The sequence below is a fragment of the Kitasatospora sp. MAP12-44 genome, from assembly GCF_029892095.1.
Lineage (GTDB): Bacteria > Actinomycetota > Actinomycetes > Streptomycetales > Streptomycetaceae > Kitasatospora.
Map to the genome: position 1 here is coordinate 2,463,942 of NZ_JARZAE010000004.1, position 12,635 is coordinate 2,476,576.

Consider the following 12,635-nt stretch of genomic DNA (forward strand, 5'->3'; position numbering starts at 1 on the left):
TTGTTCTCCGTGCGACGTTCGTCGCGCAGCCGAAGGGCTGCTGCGTACGAGAGGTTCCGTGCTCGCGCCAGCCGGCGGGCACGTGTCTTCCGGGAGCTGGAACCTTCTCTGGTCATGGGAGTTCTCTACGAGCCTGTGCCCACGTCCGGCCCGCTTTGATTCCGCGAGGTCCGAGATCCGTAAGCGGGCCCATCTTCCGAATTACTCCGGTGGGGCCTTGGTCGGCGATGCCACTAGGGCCTGTTTCATAAGTGGATCAAGGTCTGCCATGATCCACTCGTGGGACGTGGAGATCTGACGAGTGAGCAATGGGCCAGGCTGGAGCCGCTCTTGCCGGTGGGCAAGAAGCCGGGACGGCCTCCGGTCTGGTCCAAACAGCAGCTGATCAACGGCATACGCTGGCGCACGCGGACCGGCGCACCCTGGCGCGACGTTCCCGCCCGCTACGGCGAGTGGGAGACCGTTTATGGTCTCTTCCGGCGCTGGCAGCGCGACGGCACCTGGAGCCAGATCCTCACCCAACTGCAGGCCCAGGCCGATGCGAAGGGCCTGATCACCTGGGACGTGAGCGTGGACTCCACCATCGCACGAGCGCATCAGCATGCAGCAGGCGCCCGCAAAAGGGGGATCTGCAGCGGGACAATCCGGGCGGAGTCGCAGACGAGCCAGCCGACCACGGGCTCGGACGCTCACGCGGTGGACTGACCACGAAGGTGCACCTGGCGGTCGAGCAAGGACAGAAGCCGCTGTCCTTCCTGGTCACCGCCGGCCAGCGGCACGACAGCCCCGAGTTCCAGCCGGTTCTGGAGCGCATCCGGGTACCCCGCGTAGGCGTCGGCAGACCGCGCCGCCGACCAGTCCGGGTGCGGGCAGACAGGGCCTACGGGTCCCGAGCCAACCGCGACTACCTGCGCAGACGCGGGATCCGCTGCACGATTCCCGAGAAGTCCGACCAGATCCGCAACCGCAAGAAGCTCGGCCGCCGCGGCGGCCGACCGCCGAAGTTCGACAAGGCTGACTACCGTGAGCGTCACGCGGTCGAGTGCGGGATCAACCGCCTCAAGCGCCATCGAGCCGTGGCGACGAGGTACGACAAGCTGGCGGTCCGCTACGAAGCGACGGTCACCATCGCTGTCATCAACGAGTGGCTCTGATAGTCCGCTGAGCAGGCCAGGAATGGTGTCGCTCCCGGGACCGGCCGGCACTACGGTGAGCGGCATGCCGATCAGCGTGAGCGTGCGCACCTTCACCGGAGAGACCCTGGCGACCTGCACCCACCCAGCGATCAACGCTCTCTGTCGCCGAGCCGAAGCCCTGGCGTTGCCGATGCTCGGCTACGTTGACCCGTACGACGACACTTGGTTCAACAAGTCGCAGATGCGTCTCCTCGTCCCCGAGCTGAAAGCTCTGCTGGACAACGCCCCGGTAGCCGAAGCCGAGGCAGCGGCCGAAGTGCTAGCCCTGGCGGACGAGCTCGAGCACAAACCGCACCGCTACATCATCTTCGTCGGTGACTGACAGAAACTTTTGAAACACGGCCTAGAGGGTGGGGCGGTGGGCTTCGACGATCACGTAGCCCAGTTTCTCCGTGTAGATGGACAAGCCGGTCGGAAGGAGCTGGTCCATCTGGGCGGTGTAGTCCGGTCCGTAGTGGCTGGCCAGGAGTTCCTTGGCGTCTTCGTACCGGGACTGGATCCACTCCATGTTCTTCCTGGTCTCGGCGGTGACGTCGTGGACATGGACGGCCTCGAAGCCGGCGCGGGCGACCACGTCGCCGTAGTCCTGGGGGCGCAGGAGCGAGGAGAACGCGAATCCCTGGGTGAGAAGGTCCCACTCGTGGCCGGTCAACTGCTCGCGTTCGACGAAGTCGGTGAGGACCACCCGGCCTCCGGGCTTGAGCGTGCGGTGGATTTCCCGCAGCACCTGGAGGCGGTCGGGCACGTGGAACAGCATCTCGACCGCCCACGCGGCGTCGAACGTCCCGGATTCGTAGGGCAGTTCCATGGCGTCGGCGTGGACGAACTCAAGGCGGGACGACAGGCCCGCGGCCCGGGACTTCGCTGCGGCGGTGTCGACCTGTGAGGGGCTGACGTTCACCCCAAGGATCCGGGCGCGGGTCTGTTCGGCCAGTCGCATCGCCGGGTGTCCGGTGCCGCAGCCCACGTCGAGCAGGTAGTCCTCGTCCTTCAGCCGAAGGAGCGAGATCAGACGGTCCGTCAGGCGGCTCTGTGCAGCGGTCATCGACGAGGTGTCGTCCTGCTCCCAGATCCCGAAGTGAATGTCCTCTCCGAAAAGCGAGGCGAAGAACGGCCCCATCTGCTCGTAGAAGCCCCCGACCGATTCACTCGACGGGTATGCCTTGCTCCTGTGATCGCTGTCCACGACGACTCCATTCCGGTTGTTGAACGGTTTCCGGTGTCCCGCCAAGGGGCCCGGCTGTGGTGCGCTTCAGTGCCGGCCCCGGCTGCCGCTTCCATCAGGCAGGCGGCGTTCTCGGTCGGCGTGGGTACGGTCCCGATGGTCTTCCCCCGGGGCAGGCCCTGGGGTTGTCCGTGGGCCCTGCCCGCGAGGAGTGGCCGGTGGCGGCGAACGCGATCACTCAAGGTTCACCGGGAAGTCCCGGTGACGGCGGGCCGGCACCGATATCTGCTGCGGTGGCGCCGGGGCCAGGCGACGGGCGAGGTGCCCCAGGGCGAGGAGGGAGAAGATGTCGGCGAGGACGGGGACGGTGAAGGCGAAGCCGCGCGGTCCGATGGAGTCCGGGATGCTGGTGATGGATCCGTCGGGGCGTTGCTGGGTGAGGATGTAGGCGGCGCCGCGGGCTGCGGGAGCGGGGTCGGTGCTGTGTGCTGCGAGCGTGATGAGGGCGTAGGCGGTGCTCGTGGCGTCGCTGGTGTCGCCGTGCTGCTGGCCCCAGCCGCCGTCGGTGTTTTGGGAGTTCGTGACCAGGTGGGCTGCCCGGCTGGTGATGCGCTGGGCCGCGCTGTTCGGTGTGCGGTGGCTGGGGTGGCGGGTGGCGGCGAGGGTGGCGCGGAAGACCGTGTGCAGGCGGCTTTTGCTCCAGTCGGGCGGGAACGAGCCGTCCGGGTGCTGTTGGGAGGCGAGGAAGGTCAGGGCTTCGTCGATGGCGGTGTGCTGCCGGTCGGCCTGGGAGCAGAGGGCGTTGGCGACACCGGCGGTTATACAGGCTTCGGAGGGTGCTCCGGCCTGGTAGGTGGGGAAGCCGCCGTCGGGCCCTCGCAGGGCGAGGAGGGCGTCCATGGCACGGCTGATCGGCTGCCGGTGGACGTGGGGGCCGGTGAGGTGGAGGACCTCGATGGAGGCTGAAATGTCGTCCGCGTCGGTGAGTTGGGCGCCCTCGGTGTAGGACCAGCCGCCACCGGGCTGCTGGAGGTGCAGCAGGCGCTGGGCGATCCTGTCCAGGACCGGTGCGGGGGCGCCTGCGGTGTGCAGGGCCACTCCAGCGTTGGCGGTGACCCAGGTGTCCTCGTCGCAGATGAACGGAATTCCGCCGTCGGGGCGCTGGTGCTGCAGCGCGGTGTGTATCCCGTCGGCTATCAGCTGCTGGTGGCCCGGCTGGGTTGCCAGGGCGTGCAGGACCGACAGGTGGACGAGGAGGTGGCCCTCCCACACGGTCCCTGGTTGCTGGGTGGAGCGCAGCAGGTCCATGTCGTGCGCGTCGAGCAGGTCGGGCCTTGCGTGGGCATGGGCGAGGATGGTCTTGACGGCGGTGACCTGGACGCGCGCCCAGGTGTGCAGGCCGTGCAGGCAGAACGCGTCGGGGGTGGGAAGGTCGGTGGCGGGGACGGCGCCGACCAGGACGAGGACGGCGTGCAGCAGGGCGCGCTTGCGGGGGCCGGTGAAGTCCGGCGCGTGGCTGAGGAAGTCGTCCACGTCCAGTTGGCCGGCCACGTCGCTGGGGCCGTCGAGGCAGGCGCGTGCGAGCAACCGGTCCAACGGCGTCGGGGATTGGCGATGTGCGGCCAGGTAGCGGGCCAGGCGGTCGCGGGCGGCCGGCTCCAGCCGGGTGCGGTCCAGCAGGACGAGCAGCAGCGCGGATTCGAGGACGCGGCTGTGGCACGGTTCGCGCACCGCGCCGTCCGGGTCGATCCGGCTCTCCAGATATAGGCGCAGCCGGGCGGTGGCCGGCGCCAGGTCGTCGGGGAAGTCGGTGCTGTGCCAGCGGGGCAGCGCGAGGGTGGTCGCGGCGAGTCTCATCGGGCTCCGTTCAGTTCAGCTCGTCGGCGGGCCGTCCGGCGCTTGCGGGGGCCGGCCCCCGGCTGGTGGACGGAGGGTGGCGCATCGTCTCGGGGTAAGGGTGGAACCGCCCGGTGACGGTCAGCCAGTGCAGGGTGGCGGCCATGAACCTCTCCACCAGATCGACGTAGCGGCGCAGGTCCTCCTGCCGGTCGGCAGGCAGGAGCGGCGCCGTGCGAAGGCCGGCCGCAGCGGTGATGAAGCCCGCGCGGCGCTCCTCGATCATGGCCGCCACCCGTGTCCGGGCCGCGTCCGTCGTGCAGCCGTCTTGGCGGGCCAGCACCGCCACCAGGTTGTCCTGGCCGGCGACCTCGTCGTCCACCGCCGAGGCCAGGTCATTTGCCCAGCCCACGACATCGGCCACGGCCCAGCGCAGGTCCCGCAGTTGAGCGTCCACCCGCGAGTCCTCGACGAACTCGGCGTGACCGGCGTGTTCCAGGACGTCCAGCATCGGCAGCAGCGTGATCGTGCGACGCCGCAGCGCGAGGTAGGCCGTCAGCGGCAACCGGGCGCCGGAGCGGCGCAGCGCCACCTCCAGTTCGCAGGCGTCCAGGAAGTCCAGATAGTCCGTCGTGAACCGGGCCCGCCAAGGGGCTGACATCCCCGCAGCCGTACGCTCCCACAAGCGCGCCAGGACCACCGCGTGCGCAGCCGCCACCCCCGACGCGCCCTCGCCGGGCGCGAGCACCTGGCGCAGCGGCGCGGTGAATTGCTCCAACTCGCCCGGCACCGACCCCAGCCCGCGCCGGTCGATCTGGTCATCCACCCAGCAGATGAACGCCGCCCACTGTGCTGCCAGTGCCACATCCGCCACATCGCCCTGCGGGAGAGCACCACCGACCAGCACCTGAAGCCGCATCGCGGCAAGACGCCGCTCCTCGCCGGGCTCCGCCACCAGGCCCGCCTCTCGGGCCCACCGCAGCATCGCATCGCGCACGAGGGCCAAGGTGCCTGATGGTATGTCAGTCATGGTCTGATCATGTCAGACCAGTGGCGAGCAGGGACGATGAAACGAAATGCGAATTGGCGGCGGGTCAATATCCGCAGACGTGTCGTGCTTCCTCGATATCGATCACCGTGGGGGCATCCAGGGGGGCGAGGGGTCTTGACGTGCTGGTCGTGCCGTCGCTGACCGAAGGCGCGCCTGTGGTGGTGCTGAAGGCGATGGCCGCCGGTACCGACACCGCGGAGGTGGAAGCCCGCCTCACGGCCGAACGTCTCGCCACCGACTGGATCGATACGCCGCAAGACGCCCCGTAGCCGCCCCGGTGCACCCGCCCGCCGCCACCACGGCGGCAAGCACCCCGAGGGCGCGATCCTTCGCCGTCATCCTCAAGGGCGGGGCCGCCCCGGGGCCGAAGATCGGGTGCCGATCCACGACGTCCGGCACGGAGCCCGGGCCGTCTCAGCCGATCGCCAGTGATGACGTCACGCTTCCAGTGATCTGCTCTGTTGCCAGTGCCGTGACCTGGTGGGCGAGTGGAGAAGTGGCGGGGTGGATTGTAGGGGAGCCCGGTGGCGGAGATCTTGGCTTTGATCAACTCCAGGTTTCCGCCCGTAGATGATGATTCGCTTGTTGGTGTCCTGCCAGGACGGATTCGTGCTCGTGGTTGCCTTCGCGTCGGCATGTCGTTGAGCAGCGTGCCGGTGGCCGCGATGCGCTCGGGCGATGAGCCGTCCACCGATCGGACATCCCTATGTGAGAGGACCCCGCGCCATGTCGGACGACGACTTCGGCTACAGCCAGCAGTACCACTACAACTCCTACCCCAGCCATGGGGACGACCCCACGCCGGCACCGAAGCCTGCCGGCCAGCCCGCCATCTACGCCGACCGCAACTTCTCGGGCGCCAGCATGACGCTCCAGGCGGGTACCTACGACCTCACCAAGCCGGGCGCTGTCGGCAACGACTCCATCAGCTCGGTCAAGGTGCCCAGCGGCTGGACGGTCACCCTCTATGCCGACACCGGCCTCCAGGGCGCCAGCAAGGCGTTCACCAGCGACGCGGCCTATGTCGGTGACGAGTTCAACGACGTCGCTTCCTCCATCAAGGTCGACAACTCCTGACCTGCCGCTCCCGATCGGGGGCACATCAGCGATGGGATCCCCTCACCGGCCGTCCGGCACCATCGCCGGGCGGCCGGCCACCCCCGGGGTCGCGTCGGGACTGCCCGCCGTTCCTGTCTCGCACTGGTGCTCAATTCCGCAGCCACGGAACGAGCGCTACCTGCCAGTGTGGTAAGTCCGCGCCACCGGCGGACGGGATGCAGGCCGGTCGCAGAGCATTCCACCGCCGATGGCAAGGGGGCCGGGTCGGGGCGGCATCCGTTCTTGGGAATAGCTCCGAGCTGGCGGAGTGTCATGGAAAGATCGCCGAGAGTGGCAACCGTGCCGCTGGTGTGTGAGGAGTGAGCGTATGAGCGCCGACCGAGACGAACTCGACATCACGGTCCCTAACTACAAGATCGACGACGTCATCCAGGCGGCCCGCTCGGGCGCCGTCACCGCGCAGGATTCCGGCGCGACCGACCTGGGGGCGCTGACCGGCGACGGGGGCGGTGACGGCGGTACCGGGATCACCCCGGGCGCCATCCCGGTCACCGACATCACGCCCGTCGAGACCCTGCAGGAGGTACCTGTCGCCGAGGTCCGGGCGGAGGACGTGGGCACGTTCAGCGTCCGCTACACCGGCCGCGTCCCGCAGCTCGTCGTCACCGGCGGCTCGGTCGTGCCCTCCGTCATCACCGTCGTGGACGCCACGGGGGCCGTCCTCGCCGAGTACGCCGCCAGGCCCGCCACCGCGCAGTTCCCCGCAGTCCGCGCCAGCCGGGCACTGCCCATCGACCAGAACCAGATCGTTGGCTGCGCCGGCCCCGCCTGCACTCCGATCACCCTGACGAGGTAGGCGCTCGCCGCCCGGTGACTGCCCGCAGTCCCCGGGCGGCCCGGCACCACGGCCGGCAGGACCGGGCTCCAGCGTCCACGGGATCACGCCGCGGGCCCCGGAAGCCCGTTCCTGGGCCCAATCGTCGCTGGCGCATTCCTGGCAGGACCTCGATGACGGTCCTCGGAAGATCGTCAGTCGCGAGACCCGATGGGCTAGCGTATTGCTGGTCCTGAGCTGCTCAGACCAGGGGTGCCAGGGGGTGTCGGGGCTGGTCAGGGGCGGGTGGTTTCGATGGCGTGCAGGCCGCGCAGGGTGCCGTCGCCGGCCGCGGTCTGGGTGGGGTAGAGCAGTTGCACGCTCACGGCCAGGGGGGCGCCGGGTTCGATGGTGTGGGTGTCGTCGGGGCAGGCCAGGACCACGGTCCCGTCCTGCCCGTTGCTGATCACCTGGTACCACTGGGTCTGGGCGGGGTTGAGACGGGTGCCTGCGGGGACGTCGAAGCTGATCTGCCAGCGCACCACCCGCTGGTCGCGTGCGGCCAGGGTCAGTTCGTAGCTGACCAGCCATCCCTTGGCGTCTTCGGGCCAGGTCTGGTCCCACTGCCCGGTGATCTGGTAGTCGGCGGTGACCGGTGAGGCTTCGACCTGGATATCGACCTGGGCGCGGCGCTGGGTGGAGAGGTTTCCGGGGGCGGTGACCCACGCGGTCGGGGACAGGGTGCCCTCGAAGGTGCGGCTGACAGTGCCGGTGACGGTGATCGTGGCTTTGCTGCCGGCGGGCAGTTTCAGCGGCTGGTGCAGGCCGCCGGTGACCGAGCCGGTGCCACACTGGGCACCGTTCTCGCCCCGGCAGTGCACCTGTTCGGCACCGTTTCGCATCGGAGCGGGGATCTCGCCCTCCACCCGTACCTCGGGCGCGTCGCCGGGGCCCAGGTTGGTTACCTGGATGGTGTAGGAGACCTGCTGGCCCGCGTGGGCGGTGCGCGGGCCGTCCATCTCCAGCGGGACGGTCACCGGCGGCGCCACGCTCAGGTCACGGATCCGGTAGGTCCCTGTGGCCTGGTAGTGGACCGTCGCGGACAGGCCGAGCTTGAACGTTTCGGGCATCGCCGTCATCGCGGGCCCCTCCAACGCGAAGGTCGCCAGCGTGCCGCCGGGGTCGGATCCGCGGGTGTGACGCACGGTCAGGACGGTGCCGTTGATACACATCTGGACATGCGCGCCGTCTTGCCACGAAGCTTCGAACCCGCCGGGCACCTCGGGCCCGACGCCCAGCAGCTCGAATCCGCTCAGCAGGTTCCCCGAGCCGCGCACCGCGATCCGGTTCGGCAGCTCCGGGTCGTCCTGATCGCCGCCGTCTCCGACCATGTAGTACTGGAAAATGGCCATGCTGTCCAAGGCGACGCCGACATACCCCGCAGTGACGCCCGCCCGTTCGGGATCATGGTGGTCGTCCTTGTGCTGGTAGGCGTAGCCCAGGCCGTACCAACTGTCTGCGGCCTGCGTCGTCTGCCGCCCATCGATGAGGAACACACACAGTCCCAGGCCGAAGGAGTCGTTCGCACCGGTGGAGGCTTCGGTGGCGTAGTCGAAGTCGATGACCACCCCCTGGGCGGAAGGAAAGGGCTGGTCCAGCAACGCCATCCCCACATAACCCGCCGCCCCCGGACGGTTCAGCTCCAAACCCCCCTCCAGCCGCGCCTTGCCCGCCAGCTTCCAGTTCGGGTTGGACGGTTCCGACTGGGTGAACGGCTCGGTGATCGGGAACCGTGCAGGGCTCTGTTCGGTCATCAGCACTCCTCGACTGGCCTTTGCATCACGACCCCGGCCCGGCTTGCACCCAGGGTCCTACTCCAGTGACTCTGCGCAAAAAGACCGGCCGCCAACCCTCGTTGGCCACCAACCCCCGGGCCTTGCAGTGCTCACCCCGGATGGAGGCGCTGCGTGGAGAGCGACCAAGACGGCGGTGCCCGCCCTCGCACTTCACGTCTGGCCCGCCACCGGTCGGCAACCGGTGGCGGGAAACTCAGGTCTACCGTGGAGCAGTAGTTAGTGTCGCCACGCGCGACCACAGAATGCCGCGCGGTCGAAGAATTACCAGTACTCCGCCGTTGCCGGGGTCTCCCGACGGCCGTGGCCGGTTTCGCGGTCGTAGCGGCGTGCGGTGACGTCCTTCCAGTCAAGCCATCACCGGCTACGCCCATATAGCGACTCTATGGCGTCTGGGCCTTACCCCTTGGAGTGGATACTTCCGAACTGAACGGGTGGTCTCACCTGACCCTCATCAGCCAGCACTGTCCTCGCACCGCCGGTCGGTGGCGCTGCGTAGCAACCGACCTGGACGGCTCTGGCGTCCTGCTCGACACCGTTCAGCGCTTCTCGCTGCGTCTCATCGTCAAGGGCGCCGCGTGTGCACTGGTTGTGAAATGATCTTCCCTGAGACTCATGTTTCCGCAGGTCAGAGGCATGTTCGATCAGTACTTCGACCTGTAGTAGGTGCTCTGACCTGCGGAAACGCAGTTCGATCTCTCATCGTTTCCGCAGGTCAGCACCTCGCTGACCTGCGGAAACGTCCCCCTGAGTACCGCCCTCTACGGTCCGGATGCTCGCGGTGTGAAATGAGAGTGCGCGGAGATCGAACTCAGCACAAGACCTCTCAGTGACCTGAACCGCCACAGCGCAACCCGCGCTTACGTGACAATGAGTAGCCGTCAGCTGTGCACCGTCGCCCCGATTGCCACCTGACGGGCGGATTCGAGGTCGTTGGATCACGTGTGGTTGATCAGACCGCGAGTAGTCCTACACGCGCTCGGCTGGGGTTCCCCGGCCGAGCGTTTTGCGTGGCGGCAGTCCAGCTCGTCGGCGAAGAGCGCGGAGCCGAGCCGGTTGGCGGCCAGGACGTCCACGCTGACCCCGGCGAGCTGGGCGACCTCCTCGCGGCGCAGCCCCGGCGCGAGCAGCGGTATCGGCGCCGCCACCGCCCGCCGACTGGCCGAGCACGGCGCAGCCGTCGCTCTCGTGGCCCGCCGCAAGGACCGCCTTGCCGATCTCGCCACCGAGATCGAGAATGCGGGCGGGACCGCGCTGGCGGTGGAGGCGAGCATCACCGACGGCGCACCAACTGGGCTCGCACAACGACCACAAGGCCGACGTTCGCGAGGCGATCAACAGCTTCTACGAGCAGATCGAGGTCCTCGCCCCCGAGGACATCGCCGACGGCGTCGCCTACATGGTCACCCGTCCCCGCCATGCCTCCGTCGGCGAACTGTGGATCATGCCTACCGACCAGGCCTGGGCACGAACTGCGGTCAACGCCGTCGGCGACACCGCACATCTTCACCACACCACATCGGGTGCCGGACACGGTGCCTGGCAGGGAGCCCCTCATGAGCAAGGTCATTTTCATCACCGGTGCCGGACGCGGTCTGGGCACGGACATCGCCCTCCAGGCTCTCAAGGCCGGCCACCGGGTCGTCGCCACCGGCCGCCGCCCCGAGGAGGTCGAGAGGACCCTGGGCGGTCCGCAGGACAACCTGCTGGTCACCAAACTGGACATCACCAGCCCGCAGGACGCGCAGGCGGCCGCACAGGCCGCGGTCGAGCGCTTCGGCCGCATCGACGTCCTGGTCAACAACGCCGGGAACTTCTTCGCCGGCTACTTCGAAGAGATCACCCCCGAGCAGATGCGCCAGCAGTTCGAGACGAACCTCTTCGGCCCCATGAACGTCACCCGCGCGGTCCTACCGATCCTGCGCAAGCAGCGCGCCGGTCACATCATCGCGCTCTCGTCCTCCGCCGGACTGATCGGCCAGGAGTTCTGCGTCGCCTACGCCGCTTCCAAGTTCGCCGTGGAGGGCTGGATGGAGTCCCTGCGCTACGACGTGGAGCCGTACGGCATCCGCACCACGGTCGTGGAGCCCGGCTTCTTCCGGACCGAGCTGCTGGTGGACGCCTCCACCACCTGGCCCGAGCCGACCATCGACGACTACGCCGAGCGCACCACCGCGACCATCGCGGCCTGGAAGAGCATGAACGGCCAGCAGGGCGGCGACCCCGTCAAGCTCGCCCAGGCCCTGCTGGCCCTCGCCGACCAGGACACCCCGCCGCTGCGGTTCGTAGCCGGCGCCGACGCCATCGAGGGTGTCGAGGCCAAGGCTCAGGAACTGCTCGCTCAGGCTCGTGCCTCCCGCGAGCTGGGCGGCAATCTGGCATTCGACGACACCAACGCCTAATGGGAGCTACCGAGTAGGAGACTCGGTGCCGTAGCCGCCAGCAGGTGAGCACTTCGTTCGCCTGAAGCACGTGACTTCTGAGGTCAGACCGTGCCCCTGCTGGTCGGCCGGGAGGCCAGACCGCTGATGGGGTGGCGTGCCCGCCGCATGAGGCGTGAGCACTGGATCCATTAGGCCGCGCGCCGCGCCTTCCGCAGGCTGCTGAACGAAGTGAACTACGTGACCGGGAGGGCATGTTGCTGCTGATCGGCGATGACTGGGCGGAAGATCACCACGACGTCGAGATCCAGGACGAGAGCGGCCGCAGGCTTGCCGCCGCGCGGTTGCCAGAGGGCGTGGAGGGCATCGCGAGGCTGCACGAGCTCGTCGCGCGCCACGGCGGTGAGGACCTGGACGCGGCCCGGGTGGTGGTCGGTATCGAGACCGACCGCGGCTCGTGGGTGCAGGCCCTGATCGCCTCGGGCTACCAGGTGTACGCGATCAACCCGCGCCAGGCCGCCCGGTTCAAGGAGCGCTACGCCAGCTCCGGCGCCAAGAGCGACAAGGGGGACGCCCACGCGCTGGCCGACATGGTCCGCATCGACCGGGCCCAGCTGCGGCCGGTGGCCGGCGACAGCGACCAGGCCCAGGCCGTCAAGGTCGTCGCCCGCGCCCACCAGACCCTGATCTGGGAACGGACCCGCACCTTCCAGCGGCTGCGGTCCACGCTGCGCGAGTACTTCCCCGCCGCCCTTGGCGCCTACGCCGAGCTGGCGCTGACCAGCACGGACGCGCTGGAACTGCTGATCAAAGCACCCACGCCCGCGACGGCGGCGAAGCTGACCCGCCCCCAGATCACCGCGGTTCTGGCCCGGGCCAGGCGCCGCAACCGGGTCTGTCCCTCATCGTGTGTGGCGTCGCACTCGGCAGTGGCGACGCCGACGCCCTCAATCTCCTCGCCAGCTGGAACGCCACCGAAGCCACCCGACCGACTCCGAGGACCTGATTCGGACTCGGCGTGCAGCTTGTTCGCCGAGCAGGCCGCTACCAGGGCAGCTTCGAGGTGCGCTCGGGGTGGGCAGCGCTGACATAGCGCGTGGCGGTCCGCTCGGTGATGTCGAACAGCCGCATCAAGACATCCTCCGGGCCGGATGAGCCGGGATCGCCGATCTTCTTCTCAGCTGCTGAGGTGCCGTGCGCGAGGACCGGTCGGTCAGGTGCACTGGTTGTGAAATGATCTTCTGCGAGCCCGCCATTTCTGCAGTTCAGAGGCATGTTCG

Annotated in this window: 13 protein-coding genes and 1 pseudogene; 8 read left to right on the forward strand and 6 right to left on the reverse strand. The window is 68.7% G+C overall.

Annotation, left to right across the window (positions count from 1 at the left end):
• Positions 1 to 279: 279 nt before the first annotated feature.
• Positions 280 to 1,154 (forward strand): IS5 family transposase gene (locus P3T34_RS11595; RefSeq protein WP_280665949.1). Its coding sequence is split into 2 segments (ribosomal slippage): positions 280 to 624 and positions 627 to 1,154, totalling 873 coding nucleotides; the frame shifts between segments, so codons are not numbered across the junction.
• Positions 1,155 to 1,218: 64 nt separating this feature from the next.
• The gene (locus P3T34_RS11600; protein ID WP_280665950.1) at positions 1,219 to 1,518 is read left to right on the forward strand and encodes a hypothetical protein; all 300 of its coding nucleotides are present in this window, start codon (positions 1,219 to 1,221) and stop codon (positions 1,516 to 1,518) included.
• Between the two features lie 21 nt (positions 1,519 to 1,539).
• On the opposite strand, the gene P3T34_RS11605 is transcribed toward P3T34_RS11600, so the two are convergent.
• From P3T34_RS11605 to P3T34_RS11615, 3 genes are all read right to left on the reverse strand, one after another.
• Positions 1,540 to 2,382, reverse strand: a complete 843-nt coding sequence (locus P3T34_RS11605) for a class I SAM-dependent methyltransferase (protein ID WP_280665951.1) — start codon at positions 2,380 to 2,382, stop codon at positions 1,540 to 1,542.
• A gap of 213 nt (positions 2,383 to 2,595) precedes the next feature.
• A complete protein-coding gene (locus tag P3T34_RS11610) occupies positions 2,596 to 4,218 on the reverse strand; it encodes a terpene cyclase/mutase family protein (protein ID WP_280665952.1) in 1,623 nt (540 codons plus the stop codon).
• A 10-nt stretch (positions 4,219 to 4,228) separates the two neighbouring features.
• Positions 4,229 to 5,227 (reverse strand): terpene synthase family protein, encoded by a 999-nt coding sequence (locus P3T34_RS11615; protein WP_280665953.1) that lies wholly within the window; start codon positions 5,225 to 5,227, stop codon positions 4,229 to 4,231.
• Between the two features lie 140 nt (positions 5,228 to 5,367).
• Here P3T34_RS11615 and P3T34_RS11620 point away from each other — a divergent pair, with 140 nt between their 5' ends.
• From P3T34_RS11620 to P3T34_RS11630, 3 genes are all read left to right on the forward strand, one after another.
• Complete coding sequence (locus tag P3T34_RS11620; RefSeq protein WP_280665954.1) at positions 5,368 to 5,517, forward strand: hypothetical protein; 150 nt, start codon at positions 5,368 to 5,370, stop codon at positions 5,515 to 5,517.
• Positions 5,518 to 5,974: 457 nt separating this feature from the next.
• A complete protein-coding gene (locus P3T34_RS11625) occupies positions 5,975 to 6,325 on the forward strand; it encodes a peptidase inhibitor family I36 protein (RefSeq protein WP_280665955.1) in 351 nt (116 codons plus the stop codon).
• Positions 6,326 to 6,674: 349 nt separating this feature from the next.
• Complete coding sequence (locus tag P3T34_RS11630) at positions 6,675 to 7,163, forward strand: hypothetical protein (RefSeq protein WP_280665956.1); 489 nt, start codon at positions 6,675 to 6,677, stop codon at positions 7,161 to 7,163.
• Positions 7,164 to 7,417: 254 nt separating this feature from the next.
• On the opposite strand, the gene P3T34_RS11635 is transcribed toward P3T34_RS11630, so the two are convergent.
• Complete coding sequence (locus tag P3T34_RS11635; protein WP_280665957.1) at positions 7,418 to 8,935, reverse strand: hypothetical protein; 1,518 nt, start codon at positions 8,933 to 8,935, stop codon at positions 7,418 to 7,420.
• A 977-nt stretch (positions 8,936 to 9,912) separates the two neighbouring features.
• Entirely contained in the window at positions 9,913 to 10,122 is a 210-nt protein-coding gene (locus P3T34_RS11640; RefSeq protein WP_280672673.1) for a hypothetical protein, read from the reverse strand.
• On the opposite strand from P3T34_RS11640, the pseudogene P3T34_RS11645 reads away from it, so the two are divergent.
• Positions 10,052 to 10,261 (forward strand): annotated as a pseudogene (locus tag P3T34_RS11645) (SDR family NAD(P)-dependent oxidoreductase); the annotation flags it as partial. The gene P3T34_RS11640 and the pseudogene P3T34_RS11645 sit on opposite strands and share 71 nt — an antisense overlap.
• Here P3T34_RS11645 and P3T34_RS11650 read toward each other — a convergent pair.
• Entirely contained in the window at positions 10,248 to 10,544 is a 297-nt protein-coding gene (locus P3T34_RS11650; protein ID WP_280672674.1) for a hypothetical protein, read from the reverse strand. The pseudogene P3T34_RS11645 and the gene P3T34_RS11650 sit on opposite strands and share 14 nt — an antisense overlap.
• On the opposite strand from P3T34_RS11650, the gene P3T34_RS11655 reads away from it, so the two are divergent.
• Positions 10,531 to 11,376 carry an SDR family oxidoreductase gene (locus P3T34_RS11655; protein ID WP_280665958.1) on the forward strand — a complete coding sequence of 282 codons (846 nt, stop codon included), beginning with the start codon at positions 10,531 to 10,533 and terminating at the stop codon, positions 11,374 to 11,376. The two genes, P3T34_RS11650 and P3T34_RS11655, sit on opposite strands and share 14 nt — an antisense overlap.
• A 233-nt stretch (positions 11,377 to 11,609) precedes the next feature.
• Positions 11,610 to 12,443, forward strand: coding sequence for an IS110 family transposase (locus P3T34_RS11660; RefSeq protein ID WP_280665959.1), 834 nt, complete (start codon positions 11,610 to 11,612; stop codon positions 12,441 to 12,443).
• The last annotated feature ends 192 nt before the right edge of the window (positions 12,444 to 12,635 follow it).